This window comes from Micromonospora sp. WMMD1082 (assembly GCF_029626175.1).
In the GTDB taxonomy this organism is placed as follows: Bacteria; Actinomycetota; Actinomycetes; order Mycobacteriales; family Micromonosporaceae; genus Micromonospora.
Window position 1 is genome coordinate 1,448,006 of the sequence record NZ_JARUBM010000002.1, and the last position, 17,358, is coordinate 1,465,363.

17 protein-coding genes, 1 tRNA gene and 2 pseudogenes are annotated in these 17,358 nt (G+C 70.0%); 12 read left to right on the forward strand and 8 right to left on the reverse strand.

Features of this window, described 5'->3' with window-relative positions:
- Window positions 1-6: 6 nt before the first annotated feature.
- Complete coding sequence (locus O7615_RS06830) at window positions 7-1,020, reverse strand: potassium channel family protein (protein ID WP_278176483.1); 1,014 nt, start codon at window positions 1,018-1,020, stop codon at window positions 7-9.
- Window positions 1,021-1,196: 176 nt separating this feature from the next.
- Between O7615_RS06830 and O7615_RS34300 the strand changes: the two are divergent.
- Window positions 1,197-1,433, forward strand: a pseudogene (locus O7615_RS34300) (helix-turn-helix transcriptional regulator); the annotation flags it as partial.
- Window positions 1,434-2,289: 856 nt separating this feature from the next.
- Window positions 2,290-2,877: an ATP-dependent Clp protease proteolytic subunit gene (locus O7615_RS06840; protein ID WP_278176486.1), complete on the forward strand. Its 588-nt coding sequence runs from the start codon at window positions 2,290-2,292 to the stop codon at window positions 2,875-2,877.
- Between the two features lie 28 nt (window positions 2,878-2,905).
- On the opposite strand, the gene O7615_RS06845 is transcribed toward O7615_RS06840, so the two are convergent.
- On the reverse strand, window positions 2,906-3,283 hold the full coding sequence (locus O7615_RS06845) for a helix-turn-helix domain-containing protein (protein WP_278176488.1): 378 nt from the start codon (window positions 3,281-3,283) through the stop codon (window positions 2,906-2,908).
- Window positions 3,284-3,389: 106 nt separating this feature from the next.
- On the opposite strand from O7615_RS06845, the gene O7615_RS06850 reads away from it, so the two are divergent.
- Entirely contained in the window at window positions 3,390-4,238 is an 849-nt protein-coding gene (locus tag O7615_RS06850; RefSeq protein ID WP_278176489.1) for an SDR family oxidoreductase, read from the forward strand.
- 55 nt (window positions 4,239-4,293) lie between these two features.
- Window positions 4,294-5,046: a hypothetical protein gene (locus O7615_RS06855; RefSeq protein WP_278176490.1), complete on the forward strand. Its 753-nt coding sequence runs from the start codon at window positions 4,294-4,296 to the stop codon at window positions 5,044-5,046.
- A gap of 16 nt (window positions 5,047-5,062) precedes the next feature.
- On the opposite strand, the pseudogene O7615_RS06860 reads toward O7615_RS06855, so the two are convergent.
- A pseudogene (locus O7615_RS06860) lies at window positions 5,063-6,460 on the reverse strand (TIR domain-containing protein); the annotation flags it as partial.
- Between the two features lie 347 nt (window positions 6,461-6,807).
- Between O7615_RS06860 and O7615_RS06865 the strand changes: the two are divergent.
- Window positions 6,808-8,028, forward strand: coding sequence for a DUF6596 domain-containing protein (locus O7615_RS06865; protein ID WP_278176492.1), 1,221 nt, complete (start codon window positions 6,808-6,810; stop codon window positions 8,026-8,028).
- Window positions 8,029-8,146: 118 nt separating this feature from the next.
- The gene (locus tag O7615_RS06870; protein WP_278176493.1) at window positions 8,147-8,542 is read left to right on the forward strand and encodes a zinc-binding dehydrogenase; all 396 of its coding nucleotides are present in this window, start codon (window positions 8,147-8,149) and stop codon (window positions 8,540-8,542) included.
- An 83-nt stretch (window positions 8,543-8,625) separates the two neighbouring features.
- Here the strand turns inward: O7615_RS06870 and O7615_RS06875 are convergent, their stop codons facing one another.
- From O7615_RS06875 to O7615_RS06885, 3 genes are all read right to left on the reverse strand, one after another.
- Window positions 8,626-9,453 carry an SAM-dependent methyltransferase gene (locus O7615_RS06875; protein ID WP_278176494.1) on the reverse strand — a complete coding sequence of 276 codons (828 nt, stop codon included), beginning with the start codon at window positions 9,451-9,453 and terminating at the stop codon, window positions 8,626-8,628.
- Window positions 9,454-9,665: 212 nt separating this feature from the next.
- Window positions 9,666-10,448 carry a fused MFS/spermidine synthase gene (locus O7615_RS06880; RefSeq protein ID WP_278176495.1) on the reverse strand — a complete coding sequence of 261 codons (783 nt, stop codon included), beginning with the start codon at window positions 10,446-10,448 and terminating at the stop codon, window positions 9,666-9,668.
- 86 nt (window positions 10,449-10,534) lie between these two features.
- Entirely contained in the window at window positions 10,535-11,452 is a 918-nt protein-coding gene (locus O7615_RS06885) for an NADP-dependent oxidoreductase (RefSeq protein WP_278176496.1), read from the reverse strand.
- A 111-nt stretch (window positions 11,453-11,563) separates the two neighbouring features.
- On the opposite strand from O7615_RS06885, the gene O7615_RS06890 reads away from it, so the two are divergent.
- Both O7615_RS06890 and O7615_RS34305 read left to right on the forward strand, forming a co-directional pair.
- Window positions 11,564-11,962 (forward strand): helix-turn-helix domain-containing protein, encoded by a 399-nt coding sequence (locus O7615_RS06890; protein WP_278176497.1) that lies wholly within the window; start codon window positions 11,564-11,566, stop codon window positions 11,960-11,962.
- A gap of 207 nt (window positions 11,963-12,169) precedes the next feature.
- Window positions 12,170-13,048, forward strand: coding sequence for an O-acetyl-ADP-ribose deacetylase (locus O7615_RS34305; protein WP_347405076.1), 879 nt, complete (start codon window positions 12,170-12,172; stop codon window positions 13,046-13,048).
- A gap of 111 nt (window positions 13,049-13,159) precedes the next feature.
- Here the strand turns inward: O7615_RS34305 and O7615_RS06900 are convergent, their stop codons facing one another.
- Window positions 13,160-13,813 (reverse strand): Type 1 glutamine amidotransferase-like domain-containing protein, encoded by a 654-nt coding sequence (locus tag O7615_RS06900; protein WP_278176498.1) that lies wholly within the window; start codon window positions 13,811-13,813, stop codon window positions 13,160-13,162.
- A 163-nt stretch (window positions 13,814-13,976) separates the two neighbouring features.
- Here O7615_RS06900 and O7615_RS06905 point away from each other — a divergent pair, with 163 nt between their 5' ends.
- Together O7615_RS06905 and O7615_RS06910 are read left to right on the forward strand one after the other, a co-directional pair.
- Window positions 13,977-14,213, forward strand: coding sequence for a hypothetical protein (locus tag O7615_RS06905; protein WP_278176499.1), 237 nt, complete (start codon window positions 13,977-13,979; stop codon window positions 14,211-14,213).
- Window positions 14,210-15,361 carry a hypothetical protein gene (locus tag O7615_RS06910; RefSeq protein ID WP_278176500.1) on the forward strand — a complete coding sequence of 384 codons (1,152 nt, stop codon included), beginning with the start codon at window positions 14,210-14,212 and terminating at the stop codon, window positions 15,359-15,361. Before O7615_RS06905 ends, O7615_RS06910 begins: the two co-directional genes overlap by 4 nt.
- A 74-nt stretch (window positions 15,362-15,435) precedes the next feature.
- On the opposite strand, the gene O7615_RS06915 is transcribed toward O7615_RS06910, so the two are convergent.
- Window positions 15,436-15,756, reverse strand: coding sequence for a hypothetical protein (locus O7615_RS06915; protein WP_278176501.1), 321 nt, complete (start codon window positions 15,754-15,756; stop codon window positions 15,436-15,438).
- Between the two features lie 174 nt (window positions 15,757-15,930).
- Between O7615_RS06915 and O7615_RS06920 the strand changes: the two genes are divergently transcribed.
- Together O7615_RS06920 and O7615_RS06925 are read left to right on the forward strand one after the other, a co-directional pair.
- Window positions 15,931-16,003, forward strand: a tRNA-Arg gene (locus O7615_RS06920).
- Between the two features lie 374 nt (window positions 16,004-16,377).
- On the forward strand, window positions 16,378-16,926 hold the full coding sequence (locus O7615_RS06925; RefSeq protein WP_278176502.1) for a hypothetical protein: 549 nt from the start codon (window positions 16,378-16,380) through the stop codon (window positions 16,924-16,926).
- Window positions 16,927-17,358 lie beyond the last annotated feature (432 nt).

Genomic DNA, 17,358 nt, shown 5'->3' on the forward strand with positions numbered 1-17,358 from the left:
ATCCGGTCAGGGCAGGGTGTTCGCCGCGGGTCGGTCGTCACGGACGTGCACCAGCATGTCGCCGGTCTCGACGACCGCGCCCGCCCGGTCCGCCAGGGTGACCACCTTCCCCCGCCGCACCAGTGCGATGACCAGCGTGTCCAACTCGCGCGGGTTCCGACCCACCTCGTGACGTTCGGCCGAGCGCATGGCCAGCGCCATGCCCTGACCGGGGGTCAGCAGATCCTCCACCACGTCGATCAGCGGCGGGGCCGAGGTCGACAGGCCCAGCAACCGGCCGGCAGTCGCCGAGGAGACGATCACATGATGCGCACCGCTCTGCTTGAGCAGCGGGGCGTTCTCCGCCTCCCGGGCCGCGGCGATGATCCGGACCTGACCGGCGGTGAGCTGACGTACGGTCAACGCCACCAGCACCGAGGCGTCGTCGCTGTCGGTCGCGATGATCACCGCCTTGGCGGTGCGCACATGCGCCTGGTTGAGCACGGAGGATCGGGTGGCCGACCCCTCGATGGCGACCAGACCGTTCGAGGTGGCCTGGCGCAGCGCCGGGCCGTGCCGCTCCACGACCACGATCCGGGACCTGTCCAGCCCGTTCTCCATCAGCGCGGAGATCGCACTGCGGCCCTTGGTGCCGTAACCGCAGATGATGACGTGGTCCTTCACTTTTCTCTCCCACCGGTGCAGGCGACGGCCGGTCCGGTACTGCTCGGTGAGCACCTCGAGGGTGGTACCCACCAGAATGATCAGGAACAGCACCCGCGCCGGGGTGATGAACAGGACGTTGATCAGCCGAGCTTCCTCGCTGACCGGCACGATGTCGCCGTATCCCGTGGTGGAGAGCGAGACGACCACGTAATAGAAGCTGTCGAGCAGGGTGATGCCGTCCTCGTTGACGTCACGGTAGCCGTCGCGGCCCAGATAGACCACCGCCACCACGGCGAGCACCAGCCCGACGGCGGCGGCCAACCGTAGGCTCAGCGCGCTGAGCGGGCCTCGCCGCTGCGCGGGAAAGTGAATCACCGCAGGGCCTGCCCCGGCTCCGTCGACTGCACGACCACAAGATAGCCCCTGCACCGGAATCCGCACGGCGGACTCCGGCGGCCAGCACGTCGCCACGCCCACCGCCGGGCAGCGTGAGCGGCGACGGCCGGGCATGATGGGAGGGTCAGCCAGGACCGGCGAGAGCGAGGCCGCGCATGTCGTTGCTGCGACGGGTGATCGGCGCGGTGCTGCGCCGGGAGCGTCAGCGCCAGGGCCGCACGCTGCGGGAGGTCGCCCACGCCGCCGGAGTTTCCGTGCCGTACCTGTCCGAGGTCGAGCGTGGGCGCAAGGAGGCCTCCTCCGAGGTGCTCGCGGCGATCTGCCGGGCCCTCGGTCTCTACCTCTCCGACCTGCTGGAGGAGGTCCGCGACGAGCTGCGGCGGGTCGAGCGCCGGCTGCCGGCCGCGCCGCAGGGCGGCCGCGTCCCCGGCACGCGGCACGGCGCTCCGGCGGTCACACCCGCCGGACGCGGTACGGACGGGTCCGCACATCCCGTCGCTCGCCTCCACGGTGTCGGCTTCGGCACCGGGTCGGGCGTGACCGGCCGGCGCGGCGGGCACGGACTGACCGGCAACGGACTGGCCGGTGACCGGCTGGCCGGCTACCTGGTGACCGGCGGTGGGCCCGGATCGGCCGGGCCGGCCAGTGGTGGGCTCGGCTCGGCCGGGTGGGCCGGCGGGTTCGCGGCGTTCGAGATCAGCGGCAGCCTGACCAGCAGCGGGATCAGGGCGGTCGGGTGGACCGACTCGACCGTCCCCCTCGACGCGATCGCCCGAGGCTCGCTGCTGCGTGGCCCGTCGCTCGGCCGACGGTCCGGCGATCCCGCACGCCGGGTCAGGAGGCGGATGCGATCCGCCCGGCGAGCCCGGGTACTGACCCGCTCCCGCCCCGGCGGCCCTTCCGGACACGGCCCGCGTTCCGGCCCACGTCCCCTCGGCCGCGTCGTAGCCTTCGTCCGGACCGTCACCCACTCGGCCCACGCCCGGTAGCTCGGGCCTGCCACGGTTTGCGGCAAGTCGGGCTATCGTGCCGGCGGGAGGGCCCCACTTCCCGCATGTTGCGACCTCAGCCGGCCGGAACCCGGGCCAGCAGTGGGTGGGGGCCGGCCCGGCTGGTCGTCGCTGTTCTGCCGTGGGCGGATCTGCCGGGGGCAGAAACGCTGGGTCAGGACCGGCAGCCCGGCGCAGGCTGAGGGAGCCGGTCCCCGGGCTGCTCGATGTCGCCCGCCGGCGGGTGGAGGTTGACGCCATGATCACGATGCTGGACGACGGACAGCGGACCTTCGGCGACCAGGTGTTCGAGCGGCTGTTGCGGGAGCGGATCGTCTTCCTCGGCAGCGAGGTGACCGACGAGATCGCCAACCGGATCTGCGCGCAGATCCTGCTGCTCGCCGCCGAGGATCCGGAGCGGGACATCACCCTCTACATCAACTCGCCCGGCGGCTCGGTGAGCGCGGGGATGGCGGTCTACGACACGATGCGCTTCGTCCGCAACGACGTGGCCACGCTGGCCCTGGGGCTCGCCGGCTCGATGGGGCAGTTCCTGCTCTGCGCGGGCACGGCCGGCAAGCGGTACGCGCTGCCGCACGCGCGGATCCTGATGCACCAGCCCTCCGGCGGCATGGGCGGTACCGCCTCCGACATCACCATCCAGGCGGAGAACATGTTGCACGTGAAGCGGACCATGCAGGAGTTGATCGCCCAGCACAGCGGGCGCACCCTGGCCGAGATCCAACAGGACTGGGACCGGGACCGCTGGTTCACCGCCGAAGACGCCCGTGCCTACGGCCTGATCGACCAGGTAATAACCGCCGCCACCCAACTCCCCACCCCCTAACCCGCCCCTTCCCGCCCGGAACGCGTGGTTAGGCCGACGCGCGGGCGTCGTAGCGGAGGCGGGCGGCTTCCACCTCGGCAAGGTGATCGGTGGCCCAGGCTTCCAGGCCGGCAAGGAGCGTCAGCAGGCTGCGGCCGAGGCCGGTCAGCTCGTAGTCGACCCGGAGCGGCACCGCGGCGTGCACCGTCCGGGTGACCAGGCCGTCGCGCTCCAGCCCGCGCAGGGTCTGGGTGAGCATCTTCTGGCTCACCCCGTCGATCCGCCCGGCCAGTTCGCCGTACCGCTTGGGACCGGCGGCGAGGGTGAGCACCACGAGCACGCTCCACCGGTCGCCGATCCGGTCGAGCACCTGGCGGCTACCGCACCTGCGGTTGTACAGATCTGGCGTCACCTCTTTACTCTCCATCAGAAAGTCGCGCACTTCAAGGTGCCTACTCTCCGGAGGGAAGTGTCGGTGCGGTGTTCGGAGTTGACGCCGACGTCAGGCAGCTTTCCCGGAAGGAGCACCACCCATGTCCATCGTCGTCACCGGCGCCACCGGGCACCTCGGCCGACTCATCGTCACCTCCCTGCTGGAGCGGGGCGTACCGGCCGCCGAGATCGTGGCGCTGGGCCGGGACACCGGCCGGCTGGCCGACCTGGCCGGACGCGGCGTCACCGTCCGGCAGGCCGACTACGACGACCCCGACTCGCTGCGGGCCGCCCTCGCCGGCGCCGAGAAGCTGATGTTCGTCTCCGGCAGCGAGGTGGGCCGACGGGTGGCCCAGCACCGCAACGTGGTCGCCGCCGCCGGGGAGGCCGGCGTCGGGCTGATCGTCTACACCAGCATCGCGAAGGCGGACACCTCCAGCCTCATCCTCGCCACCGAGCACCGGGCCACCGAGCAGGAGATCGTCGCGTCCGGGCTGCCGTACGTCTTCCTGCGCAACAGCTGGTACCTGGAGAACTACCTCCCGCAGCTGCCCGCGTACCTGGAACACGGGGTGGTGGGGGCGGCGGGTGACGGCCGCATCAGCGCCGCCACCCGCGCGGACTTCGCCGAGGCCGCCGCCGCGGTGCTGACCGGAGACGGTCACACCAACCAGGTGTACGAGCTGGGCGGCGACTCCTTCACCCTGGCCGAACTCGCCGCGGAGGTGGCGCGGCAGAGCGGGCGCGAGGTGGGCTACACCGATCTGCCGGTGGCGGCGTACGTCGAGGTCCTGGTCGGGGCCGGGCTGCCCCAGGGGTACGCGGAGGTGCTGGCCGACGGCGACCGGGGCGCCGCCGACGGTGAGCTGCACGTGGCGAGCGACGACCTGACCAAGCTCATCGGACGCGCACCGGCAACCCTCGCGGAGGCGATCCGCGCCGCGCGCTGAGGTCCTGGCGGCGGCGCGCTGACGCTATGCTCGGGATCCTCTACAGAGGAGCATGATGCGCGCCGCCTTCTTCTTCCGTGGCAACGTGTGGTTGACCGGGCTGTCGGGGCTGGCGCTCGGCGTGCTGGTCGGCGTGGCCGTATTCGCCGCGGGTCAGTTGACCGGGTGGCGGCTGGCGGCGCTCGTCGGTGGGTTCGTCGGTCTGGTGCTCGCGCCGATCTTCCGCGCCTACTCGGCGGCCGGCGTGGAAGTTCGGGACATCAAGGTGCGGGTTCCGCAGCTCGGTGAGGCGTCCATCGTGCTCCAACAGGACACCCGTGCGCAGGCGTACCGGCTCTACGTCGAGCTGAGCAGCCGGGTGGCGACGACGCCCCTGCCACCCGGGACCGGCCTGGTGGAAGACGCCATGAAGTCCCTGTACGCGCTGTTCACGGTCACCCGTGAGGTGATCACCACCGCGCCCCCGGCCAAACGACGTCGGGGGCCGTCGGTGCTGGATCTGGGCCTGCGGATGCTCAACGTCGAGCTGAGGCCGTTCCTGTCCTACTGGTGGCCCACCTTCGTGCGGTGGCGGGCGGCGCACCAGACCGCGATCGAGGACGAGTGGCCGGACAACGCTCGCTTCCGCGCCGAACTCGCCGCGCTTCAGCCCCGGATGCGGGAGTTCATGCATGCCTTCGCCCGGCTGGCGGAGTTGAGCGACGAGCAGGTCACCATCACGTGGCCGCAGGACGTCGATCTTCCTGAGCAGCGCCGGCCCGCCGATGGCACCGCCCGACACCCGGACCGGTCGCAGGAGCAGCCGTAGCCGGCACGTCGAGTCGTCACGGCGGGGCGTTGGTGCCGGACAGCCCGGCCAGCTGTTGCGCGGCCCGGGTCATCGGCTCACGGAGCGCGATCAGCTCGGTACGTAGCTGCGGCGCCATCGGCCACGCGCGCTCGTGCTGCCAGATCCCCACCGGCGGGGTGCGCTGCTCCTCGTACGCCGCCAGTTCGGTGTGCCACCGGAGCAGGAACGGGCGCAGCACGTCGTTGAGCAACTCCACCGCGATGTTGTGGACGGCCGCCGCATCCGGGCCGTGCCGACGCAGCGTGGTCCTGGTCGTGTCGAACAGTTGGTGCAGCGAGTTGAGCGCCTCGCGGAGCAGACCCTCGCGTTCACCCAGGGACTGCACGCCAACCCGGGTGGTCAGCTCGATCTGCAGGTCGAAGGCTGCCGCCCGTTCGGCGGCGGACCCACGCGGCCCTGCGGGCAGCCCGCGTACCTGCGGCTCGTCAAGATCCATGACCGCCGCCACACCGGGGTAGCTTCCCCGGGTGGTGAGCACCGTCGCGGCCAGGCCGGATGGCGCGAACAGTCGACGTACGGCCTGGCAGGGAAGGTCGGCGGGCACGCCATCGACCACCCAGAGGCAGGGCAGTTCCCGACCGCGCAGCATGATCGCCAACCCGTTCAGGCAGTCGTCCAACGACAGCGCCGTGGGTACGCCCAGCGCGGCACAGACGGAGCGCAACTGGTCGGCGTACGCCCCCATCGGGTCGGCACGCCCGTCGAGGTCCATCCAGAAGACCCCACCCGGGAAGGCCGCGGCAAACCGGATGGCGTACTCCTCGACCAGGGTCGTCTTCCCGGTGCCCGGACCACCTCGCAGAATGACCGTCGCCGGCCGGCCGCGACCGGTCAACAGCGGCGCCACGTGCGGATGCAACGCGCTGTGCAGCCGCCACAGATGCGGAATACGCCCGACGAAGTCCGGCGTCCCACTCCGCGGCGGGGCCGGCAGCCACAGGGCCGGCGTCAGCATCTCCACCCGGCCCATCGGAGTATCCAGCCGACGCACGTGCGCCGCCACCTTCGCCGCGAGAACGGCCGGTGCGGCTGAGGCCGGCCCCGCGAGCCCGTGCCGAGCGTCCCGCAGTTCCACGGGATGGATGTGCTCGGCGCCGGCCTCCGGGTTCACCACCAGCACCCGCCGGTACACATCGCCCTCGCGCTGACCCGCCAGATAGGCCGCCGTCAACTCCCACTGGCACGCCCGACGCCGTGGGTAGTACTCCGAGTAGACCGCCAACAACACGGACGAAGCGGCAAGCTCCCGGTTGATCGTGCGACTGATGCTGGCGAAGTCATCGACGACCGCCTCGTCTACGAATACCCGCAGGCCGCGATCCCGCAGGGCGGCCACGATCGGATCCGCCACCGCATGATCATGCCGGGCATAACTGACGAAGACGTCCCATCCCGGCTCCCGGCTCCCGGCTCCCGGCTCCCGGCTCCCGGCTCCCGGCTCCCGGCTCCCGGCTCCCGGCTATTTAACGATTGGGCTGCCGTTGTCGTTACCTGGTCCATATGCCCTTTTTGGTCACAATCACAGATCAGCGCGCAGCCCAAGCCGGCCACGCCGTGAGTGTATGCCCGGACCCAGGCTGGCCGGCACCGGAGCACCGGCAGGCGACGACCGTGCCACCGGCGTACGAAGATAGTGGAGGAAGTCTCCGCGGAGCGTGTCGGAGAGGACAGCCAACGACGACAGGAGATGAGCCCGGTGGCGCAGTACTTCCTGGACGCATGACCGATCTCGACGAGGTGATCACCAGGGTCCACCGCGAGGAGTGGGCCCGGATGGTCGCGACCCTGGCCAGGCGATTCGGGGATCTCGACATCGCCGAGGAGATGACCGCCGAGGCGTTCGCGACCGCCATCGAGCGTTGGCCGGGCGACGGCGTCCCCCCGAATCCCGGCGCGTGGCTCACCACCACCGCCCACCGCAAGGCCATCGACCGGCGCCGGCGCGAGGCCAGGCGCGAAGACAAGCACCGGGAGGCGCTGATGCTGTCCGGCACCTCCGAGCCGCTCGGCGCCATCGACGACGATCGGCTCCGTCTCGTCTTCACCTGCTGTCACCCCGCCCTCGCCGTCGAGGCACGGGTTGCGCTGACCCTGCGGTTGGTCGGCGGGCTCACCGTAGCCGAAATCGCCCACGCGTTCCTGGTGCAGGAGACCACCATGGGCCGGCGGATCACCCGGGCGAAGGCGAAGATCAAGGCGGCGAAGATCCCCTACGGCGTACCGTTACGGGAGGATCTCCCGGCCCGGGTCACCGGGGTGCTCACCGTCCTCTATCTGATCTTCAACGAGGGCTACCTGGCCTCGAACCCCGAGAAGGAGGCGGTCCGCGGCGACCTGACCGCCGAGGCGATCCGGCTGTCCAGGCTGCTCCGTGACCTGATGCCGGCGGACGGCGAGGTCGTCGGGCTCCTGGCGCTGATGCTCCTGACCGAGGCCCGCCGGGCCGCGCGGGTATCGGCGAGCGGTCAGCTCGTCACCCTCGATGAGCAGGATCGCGGCGCGTGGGACCGCGAGCTGATCGCCGAGGGTCACGCCCTGGTCCGCGCGCGTCTCGCCTGCGGCCAGGCGCCGGGCCGCTACCAGATCCTCGCTGCGATCAACGCCCTGCACACCGACGCCCGCGACGTCCGCGCCACCGACTGGTCGCAGGTCATCGCGCTCTACGACCAGCTGATCCACGTCGACCCCTCGCCGGTCGTACGGCTCAACCGGGCGATCGCGGTCGCCGAGTTCGACGGCCCGGAGGTCGCCCTGGCCGAGGTGGACGGTCTGCCACTGGAGGGCTACCACGCCTACCACGCCACCCGCGCCGAGCTGCTGCGCCGGCTGGGCCGCAGCGAGGAGTCGCGGGCGGCATACGACCGGGCCATCGGGCTGGCCGGCAACACCGCCGAGACCGCATATCTCACCCGTCGGCGCGACCAGTTGTCCGGCCCGTGATGCGCTCGCCGGCGTTCCTGCTCGAACGCCTGCTCCGGGCGGGGATGAGCGATGTTGTCGCAGTGGAACCGGCGACGGGTGGCCTCGCGGCGCTGGCGGGCGTAGCCACCCCCGGGAGATGGGCGCCGAACGGTTCATCGCCACCCAGGATTCCGACCCGGCCGAGGCGCTCAGGGCCTGGGACGGCGGTGCCGACCTCGTCGTCAACGCCTCACCGTCCACCTCGGCCGCCGTGGCCACGCTCACCGGCCTGGCGCCCGACGGTTGGCTCGTGCTGTGCGGGTACGACCCCGAACCGCTGACCCTGTCCACCCAGCCGATGGTCCTCAACCGGCTGCACGTCATGGTCAACCCGTCCGGCTCCCCGCACGACCTGCGCGACACCCTCGCGTTCTCGGCGACGCACGGCATCGTGCCCGACTTCACGCCGATCGGTCTGCGCGACGCCAACGCGGCGCTCGACGCCATGGCCAACGGCCGGGCCGCCAAGCGGTCGGTCATTGCCTTCGGCTGACCGCTCGGCTCTGGCCGTCACCACCCGGGTTCCGGACACACCCGCCGATCGCGACCAGGGCGGACCGGAGAAGGTGCCGGGCCTCACGGCTTGCGCGCGACGAGTCCGACGAAGGTGTGGTAGGTGTCGCTCTGACTCGGCGCCGTCTCGCCCGGCTCCGGCCGCCACTCGGCCAGCGGCACCAGCCCCGGCTCCAGCACCTCCAGGCCTTCGACGAAGGAGAGAATCTCCTCATCGGTACGCCAGCGGCCGGTGCCGAGCGACTCGTTGAAGATGCGCTCGACCTCGCGCGCCTTACGGGACGCATCCGGCTGCCGCTCGCCGGGATCACGGAAGTGGGAGATCGCCACGTAGCTGCCGGACGGAAGCGCCTCGATCAGCTTCGCCGCCACCGCCTTCGGGTCCTCGTCGTCCCCGATGTGATGCAGAATCCCGAAGAGCAACAGCCCGATCGGGCGGCTGAAGTCCAGGAACTGGCGCACCTCCGCACCTTCCAGGATGACCTCCGGCGATCGGACGTCGGCCTGGATCACCGTCGCGGCGCCCTCGTGGGCCAGCAGCGCCCGCCCGTGCGCCAGCACGATGGGGTCGTTGTCGACGTAGACCACCCGCGCCTGCGGGTCGTGACGCGTGGCCACCTGGTGCACATTGCCCTGCGTGGGCAGACCCGAACCGAGATCGAGGAACTGGCCGATCTTCTGCTCCGCGGCGAGGAAGCGAACCACCCGACGCAGGAAGGCCCGGTTCGCCTGGGCGGCCTGCGGACCATCCGGCGTGATCTTGAGCGCATGCTCAGCCACGGTGCGGTCCACCGCGAAGTTGTCCTTGCCGCCGAGCATGAAGTCGTAGACCCGGGCAATGCTCGGCACGCTGACGTCGACCCCGGACGGTGCCGCCTCATTACTCGCCACAGTTCGTCTCCTCGTCCACACCGGATCACAGTCGGCCGAGCCGCTTGGTGGGCCGAGCGTCGGACTGAGTGTATCCACACGCCCGAACGTGTTCAGTCGGCGCTACCGCGAGCCGCATCGGTCCACGTACGACCGCCCAGGTCTTGATCGCGAGCATGGGAGGTCGAACGACGCCGAGCTGCCCACCGAGCGAAGCCACCCTGACCGGCGGCTCAACGCTCGGCCTCGCCGGCGTTCGGCCGGGTGCTGGCGATGAACGTGTCGAGCGCCGGCCCGTGCAGCACCCCGCCGGGCACCGGATCGCGCAGCGCCCGCGCCACCAGGCGCGCCACGGGCAGCCGGCGCGGGCGCGGCGCCGCGGCGAGCACCACGTTGCCGTACCGGCGGCCGCGCAGCATCCGCCGGTCGGCGACGACGCACACGTCGGCGAAGACCGCCCGCAGGGTGGCCGCCTGCACCCGAGCGAGGACCAGAGGCGGCAGGTCCGTGACGTTGACCAGGTAGATGCCGTCCGGTCGCAGCACCCGGGCGACCTCGGCGGCGAATGCCACGGTGGCCACGTGCGGCGGCATCCGGGCCGCCCGGTAGATGTCGGCGAGCACCAGGTCGTACGCGCTGGCGGGCGCGGCAAGAACGGCCTCCCGGGCGTCGGCGACATGCACCTTGACACCGGCCGGTCGGGGTGGCAGCTCGTGCGCCACCAGTTCGACCACGGCCGGATCCCGCTCGACCACCACCTGCGTCGAGCCGGGCCGGGTCGCGGCGACGTAGCGCGGCAGCGTCAGCGCACCGCCGCCGAGGTGCAGCACGTCCAGCGGATCACCGGCCGGCGCGGCGAAATCCGCCACGGCGGCCATCCGGCGGACGTACTCGAAGTGCAGGTACGTGGGATCAGCGACATCCACGTAGGACTGCTCGACGCCGCCGGCGAACAGCGTACGCCCGGTGGGCCGGGACGGATCGACGGCCAGCTCAAGGCGGTCGTCGGCGTCCATGAACAGGCAGGCTAACGGCGCCCACCCGCTGGCGTCTCGGCAACCACCCCCACCGGGGCGTACGCGGGCATGACGCCGGTGGCGGGTTAGGGAACGATCACTACGCTGCCTCGCACGCCGCCCTGGGCCAGTCGCTTGTGGGCCGCCGCGGCGTCGGCGAAGGAGTACACCCCGGCGACCCGCAACGGGATGTCGCCGCTCTCGACCAGTTTCACCAGCTCGCCGAGCCGGGATCCGTCCGGCAGCACCTCCAGGGCGAACGTCCGGATCCCCCGCACCGACGCTGGGCGCAGCGGGGGTGCGGCGGCCACGTAGCCACCGCCGTCGCTGACCAGTTCCATCAGTGACGGGCCGATCAGCGCCAGGTCGACGGCCGCGTCGAAGGTGCCCGGTGTCACCGCGAGCGGACCGTCCGAGCGCGGCACGAACGCCGCGCCCTGCGACTCGACGAACTCGCGGTCGCCGGCTCCCGCGATTCCGGTGGCGCGTAGACCGGCGACCCGGGCCAGGGCGAGGGTGAACCCGCCGACCTGCCCTGCGGCGCCGGCGACAAGCACGGTGGAGCCCGGCGGGAGCGCGAGCAGGTCGAGGGCCTGCGCGGCGGTGAGGCCGTTGGTCGGCAGAGTCGCGGCCTCGGTGGCGGGAATCCCGGTGGGCGCCGCGGTCAGCCACTCGGCCGCCAAGACCACATACTCGGCGTGGGCACCGACCGTGGTGCGCAGCCAGTGCGAGAAGCCGATGACATCATCACCGGTCCTGAAACCGGCGACGGACGGACCGACCGCGTCGACCGTGCCTGCCACATCCCAGCCGGGGATATACGGCAGCCCGGACGGCAGCGGTGCCGGGAATCGGCCGGCACGAATCATGAGGTCAACCGGGTGGACGACGGACGCGGCGAGGCGCACCCGCACCTGCCCCGGCCCCGGCTCGGGCACCGGCAGGTCCGCCACCACGTGCAACACCTCCGGCCCTCCGAACTCTGCATAGCTGACTGCGCGCATTGCCGCCTCCTCCGCTGAATGTCGTGGTCTCTCTGGACGGTAGGTACCATTGGGCACTGCGAGAAAGTAGGTACCTCAAAGTGCCTAGGGCACCGGCAAAGGTGGTGGGACGTGGCGACAACGACCGCTGGGCAACGACGTGAGCAGGCGAAACGCGACTATGACGCGTTTCTGGCGGCCTGCCCGACACGGGAGTTGTTGAGCACGCTCACCGACAAATGGGCGGCGCTGGTGATCGCGGCGCTCGCCGACGGCCCGCAGCGGCACAGCGAACTCGCCCGCCGCATCGCCGGCGTCAGTCAGAAGATGCTCACCCAAACGCTGCGCAAGCTGGAACGCGATGGCCTGCTCACCCGCACGGTGACCGCGTCGGTGCCCGCCCGCGTCGACTACGCGCTCACCCCACTCGGTGGCGATCTGCTCCCGGTGATGGTCGCGATCAAGACCTGGGCGGAGGCGCACATGGATCGCGTCTTCACGGCTCGCGCTCAGTTCGACGCACGACCATGAGAACCACGGGACGACTGTCCTCAGCAGCGCCGCCCGCAACGTCGCCGTCGAGGGACGCGTTGACGACCGCTTGCGCCAGCAGTTGCAGACCGTCTCGGCCACTGCGGCCAGAAGGGACCGCTGCTACGGCCGGCGCAACCCGCACGCCCGACGGAACCAAAACGGCCCCTGGCTCTGTAGAAGGTGCTTACGAGCAGAATGAACGGCATGCCAGTCATCAACGCCGTCCTCGGTGACATCACGACGCAGGACGTCGATGCCATCGTCAACGCGGCGAACAAGGCTATGCGTGGAGGAGGCGGTGTGGATGGCGCCGTCCATCGCAGCGGCGGCCCGGCGATCTTGCGTGACTGCATCGCCCGGTTTCCGAACGGCCTCGCCACCGGCGACGCCGGCTGGACGACGGCAGGTGATCTGCCCGCCCGGTGGGTCATCCACACCGTCGGCCCCAACTACAGCACCGGGCAGCGTGACCGCTCCCTGCTGGAGGGGTGCTACCGGCGCGCGCTGGAGGTCGCCGACGAACTCGGCGCGCGCAGCATCGCGTTTCCGCTGATCAGCACGGGATCCTACGGCTGGCCACGTGCCGATGCCATCGCGGCGGCGATCGAGACCATCGCGGCGGCCAGGACCCGCGTCGACGAGGTACGGCTCGTCGCATTCGACGAAGCCGTACACAAGCAGATCCGTTCGGTGCTCTGGGCCCAATGTCCGCCGCCCGTCGGCTCAGGCACGGTGGGCTGCTTGTTCGAACGCGAGCCGATCCAGTTCGGCCTACGTGGCGATTCCTACCTGTGGCGGGAACTTCGCGCGCGGTTCGCGAACATGCCGCTGCCAGACGACTGGCTCACCCTGCGGACGCTCATCACCCACGTCATCGAGCAGGTCGTTGGCGAGCCTCTCACCAACCGCGAATCCACACCGTGGCACGACAGCACCGCAGCGATATACCTCCCCGAGTTCGACCCAGGCCACGGCATGTCCGCCGGCACCGTTCACCTTCCGTGGTGGGCACACACGGGAGTGCCGATCTTGCTGGACCGGTACGCCGCGCTACGCGGATCCGACGCACTCCCCGATCAGTGAGCACCGCTCGGAGCCGCGACCCGGAAGCCAGCCGGCGCAGAGTGCGCACCAGCGACGCTCGCTCGGCGGCATGAGCGGGCGCTTCGCCACGCCGATCACCGTTGGCTGCGGCTACGCGGGAAACAGCCTCCAGTGCCCCTCGGAGACGACCTCGACGGTACCGTCGAGCACCTTGATGGCCGTCTGGTCGTCGATTGCGTACGCCGGAACCGCGATCTCGGCCGCCCATCTCTCGGCACCTGCCATGGTGTTGTCCGGCTCGAGACCCAGGTGCGGGAAGATCGAGAAGTCGACGAGCCCCAGTGTGCGGTCGTCGGGCGCGGACTGCCACTCGACGAAGTCCGCACCGATCCGTGGGGTCAGCACCATGCTCCCAGCACTCAACCCCACCCAGACGGTGTCCCACAGCGACGGCAGGAGGTCCGCCAGCCCGGACTGCCGCATCCAGTGGCACAGATACGTCGCATCGCCGCCGGCCACGAGCATGACGTCAGCCTCCCGGACCCAGGGGACCCACTGCTCCTCGCCGATGCTGGGCAGCGCTGTCAGCTCGAGGACGCCCAGCGACTTCCAGCCCAGGTCGCACATGGGTAGCGGCGTCTGACCGGTGATGAAGCGCCAGGCCGAGGCTGGCCCGCCCATGGGGTAGCACGCCGTAGGGATGCAGAGGGCGCTGGAGTCGGCGATCGGCTTGCCCAGCAGGTCGACCAGCGCACCGCGGATGCTCGGGTTCTGGACACCCGCGGATGTGAGAAGAAGCTTCACGCTTGCCTCCTGTACGTAGCGGTCATGACGCTCCGCCCGAGAGTCGGGAGATCGGTGCACGGGAATTCAGACTGGACACCATAACGAAACTCATCGCCGTTGCGACCCCTCAAGCCCCCCGCACGCACATCGGCTAGATCCGGAAGCCCGCTATCCTCCGCCGATGGCATCAGAGGGAACCGCCGCGCTGGAGGCGATGATCGGGGAAGCCACCGTCGACGCGTACGGCGACGATGAACAGCTCACCGGCCTGTTCACCATGATTGAGGAGCATTCTGTGCCCGAGGCCACCACCGGCAAAAGATCGATCTCCTCGACCTGCCGCTATCCACCCCCGCACCGGACGGCGCCGCGTGGATCGACGCCTACCGGCACTGGGCTCGGAGGTAGGCCACGATGAGCGAGTACCAGTACTACGAATTCACCGCCGTCGACCGGCCGCTCGCCGCTCGAGACCAGGCCGAGCTGCGGTCGCTGTCCACCCGGGCCGACATCACCGCCACCAGCTTCGTCAACACCTACGAGTGGGGCGACTTCAAGGGCGACCCACGCAAGCTGATGGAACGATACTTCGACGCGCACCTGTACCTGGCGAACTGGGGCACCCGCCAGCTCATGCTGCGGCTACCGAAACACGGGCTCGACCCCGCCGCGGTGGCCCAGTACTGCCAGGGCGACAGCGCATCCGCTTGGACCGCCGGCACGCACGTCATCATCGATCTGCACAGTGAGGACGAGGACGGCACCGACGAGTGGGACCTCGACGGCCACGGCCTGCTCACCTCCATCATCCCGGTTCGGGCCGGCCTCACCGCCGGCGACCTGCGCCTGCTGTACCTGGCCTGGCTGCGCTGCGTACAGTCCGAAGAGATCGCCGACGACGAGCCCGAACCGCCCGTCCCCGCCGGACTGGGCACCCTCGACGCGCCCCTCACCGCCATCGCCGAGTTCCTGCGCATCGACCCCGATCTGATCGCGGCGGCGGCCGCCGGGTCGGCGCCGGCGTCCTCCGGCGAACCGACCGCCGCGCAACTACGGAACTGGGTCGTCGGGCTGCCCGCCCGGGATAAGGACGCCATCCTGACCGACCTGATCACCGGCGGCGACGTCCACCTACGCAACCGACTGCTGCACCGGTACCGCGACGCGCATCCCACCGTTGCGTCTACTCCGACGGCCGCCCGCACCGCCGGGGAACTGCTCGCCACCGTCGCGGACCAGCGCATCGAAAGGGAACGACGGGACGCCGAGCAGCGCGAACGCGACCGGGTTCGCCGCGAGCGGTCCGCAGCCGCCGCCCGGCAACGGCACCTCGACACCCTCGCGGTCGACCAACCCGCCGCATGGCGGCGGGTCGACGAACTCATCGCCACGAAGAAACCCCGCGAGTACGATGCGGCCGTTCAACTCCTCGTCGACCTGCGCGATCTCGCCGAGGGCCACGGAGACAGCGGGCTGTTCCAACAGCGGCTGGCCGAGCTACGGGCGGTGCACGCCCGCAAGCCCAGCCTGCTCGAACGACTCAACCTCGCAGGCCTCGACGACTGACGCACGGTTCGCCGCCCTATTTGGCCGCCGTATATCACCGCCAAGCAGTACCCGGATCAGGGGTTGAGGTCGGCTCACTGCGCCTGCGTCAGCAGGCCCTCGTGCTCCAGCCGGTTGGCGATCTTGGCCTTCGTGGCCGCATCCAGCGTCTCGGGTAGATCCTCGAACGAGGCGGGTAGGACATCCAGCAGGGAAAAGATCTGCTGGCCGTCTCGCACCGTCAAAAGCAGCATGCACCGCCAGTGCGGCGAAGACTCAGGCCGGTGCCCCAACCGGTGCACCAGTACCGGCCACAGATAGTGCACCGCTGCTGGATCGGCGAACTCCGCCAACCACCCTGCCCCGTGATTGCGGTTCAATCCGCAATGAATCGCCTCGGTGTCGAGCCGGATCAACTCCGACGTGTCGACTGCCTTGATCGTCCGGGAACACCTGAGCCCACAGCGAGAGTTTCCCATGCGACAACGAGCCCCTGGGCTGGGAGAACGGCGATCCGGGGAACGTGGGTGAACGTGGGCCACTCCCTGCCACCCCAGGCGAACCCCCAGGTCGCTAGACTAGGCCCTCGCGCCCTCGTAGCTCAGGGGATAGAGCATCGGTTTCCTAAACCGTGTGTCGCAGGTTCGAATCCTGCCGGGGGCACTGACAACATGGGAACGCGCCCCGGTGGCCGGCATGCCGGCCACCGGGGCGGTTTCGTTGCTATGAGCCGTTTTGCGTGGTTCGTTGCTGGTCATGGAACGGATCTTTTGCGTCAGCACGCCGACGGCTTCCGCGTAGATGGTGACTCGGAGGGTTACCTGGTGCTTGGCGCGGTCGTAGCGGACCTGTAGATGGAAGGCGTCGTATAGCTCGCGTTGATCTTCCTCTGGAAGGAGGGTCGGATCGATGGCCTCCTGTGGCAGTAGGTCGAGCAGGGCTGGGTTGCCGCCACCTGCGTCCCGATCCTGCTTGTCGAGCGCTGTGAGGCTGTTGCTGACCGTTCGGCGCTCGGCTGCGATCTGAGCGAACCGGCGTTGCAGTGCGCCGCGCCACTCGGTGTCGATGTCGTCGTCGCCGGTTGGTTCGTAGTCCTCCAGTTGTTTCATCAGGTTGGTCTGGGCCCGGCCAAGTTGTTCGAGTTGTTTGCGAAGGGCCGCCTGCTGGGCGGCGACGCCGCTGCCGGTGTCAGGCTGCGGCTGCCGATGGTTAAGGTAAATAGCGCGCTGCGGCCCGAGGATACGCTCGCCGAAGAACCTGCCAATGGCGGGCAGGAGATGGTCCTCGCGGACGGTAATGTTCTTCGGGTGCTGGGCGTACCAGCTCTGCTCCTGGTGGTGCTCTGGGTTGGTGACGCACGCGTAGTAGACGGTCTCCTGGCCGCGGCGGACGCGGTTCTTGCCGAACATCCTCCGATTGCACAGGTCGCACACAAGGTAGGAGCGCAGAACGTAGCTGCGTTGCGCCTGCCGGTGTGCCGCGTTGGGGCCTGCGCCGGTGCGCGAGCCTTGGCGCAGCCGGGAGATAGGCGTGGCGGCGTCGAAGATCGCCTTGGTGACGAGGGGTTCGTGGGTGGGACGTGGTGACCACACCCATTCGCTAGGTGGGTTGACCTTGCCTGAGACGCCGCGCTCGGGACGTGACCGCTTGCGCCGGTTCCAGACCATGTAGCCGGTGTACTTCGGGTTGGCGAGCAGGTCCAGGACCGAGGTTTTCGTCCAGGCGCCTATCGCTCGCCGTCCCCTGCCGGGAATCGGCTGCGGTGGTGGATAGCGTTCCAGGTCCGCGTTGAGCCGGTCAGCGATGTCCTGCGCGCCGAGACGTTGCAGCGCCCTCCATTGGAATATCTGCGTGACCACTGGTCCGCGGACCGCGTCCGGGACGAGTCTGGTTTTGACCTTGCCATCGTCACGTTTGGCTTTGACCGGATGTGGATGACGCTCGGCGATATAGCCGTATGGTGGCTTCCCGATGTTCCAACCTTGCCGAGTGTGTTCCATGGCGCCATCCCACGACAA

Excerpts from the sequence above, each read along its gene's own strand:
- O7615_RS06910 (WP_278176500.1), top strand. The coding sequence starts at position 14,210 with ATGAGCGAGTACCAGTACTACGAATTCACCGCCGTCGACCGGCCGCTC.
- O7615_RS06870 (WP_278176493.1), top strand. The coding sequence starts at position 8,147 with ATGGGCGCCGAACGGTTCATCGCCACCCAGGATTCCGACCCGGCCGAG.
- O7615_RS06850 (WP_278176489.1), top strand. The coding sequence starts at position 3,390 with ATGTCCATCGTCGTCACCGGCGCCACCGGGCACCTCGGCCGACTCATC.
- O7615_RS06845 (WP_278176488.1), bottom strand. The coding sequence starts at position 3,283 with ATGGAGAGTAAAGAGGTGACGCCAGATCTGTACAACCGCAGGTGCGGT.
- O7615_RS06865 (WP_278176492.1), top strand. The coding sequence starts at position 6,808 with ATGACCGATCTCGACGAGGTGATCACCAGGGTCCACCGCGAGGAGTGG.
- O7615_RS34305 (WP_347405076.1), top strand. The coding sequence starts at position 12,170 with ATGCCAGTCATCAACGCCGTCCTCGGTGACATCACGACGCAGGACGTC.
- O7615_RS06855 (WP_278176490.1), top strand. The coding sequence starts at position 4,294 with ATGCGCGCCGCCTTCTTCTTCCGTGGCAACGTGTGGTTGACCGGGCTG.
- O7615_RS06880 (WP_278176495.1), bottom strand. The coding sequence starts at position 10,448 with ATGGACGCCGACGACCGCCTTGAGCTGGCCGTCGATCCGTCCCGGCCC.
- O7615_RS06840 (WP_278176486.1), top strand. The coding sequence starts at position 2,290 with ATGATCACGATGCTGGACGACGGACAGCGGACCTTCGGCGACCAGGTG.
- O7615_RS06885 (WP_278176496.1), bottom strand. The coding sequence starts at position 11,452 with ATGCGCGCAGTCAGCTATGCAGAGTTCGGAGGGCCGGAGGTGTTGCAC.
- O7615_RS06905 (WP_278176499.1), top strand. The coding sequence starts at position 13,977 with ATGGCATCAGAGGGAACCGCCGCGCTGGAGGCGATGATCGGGGAAGCC.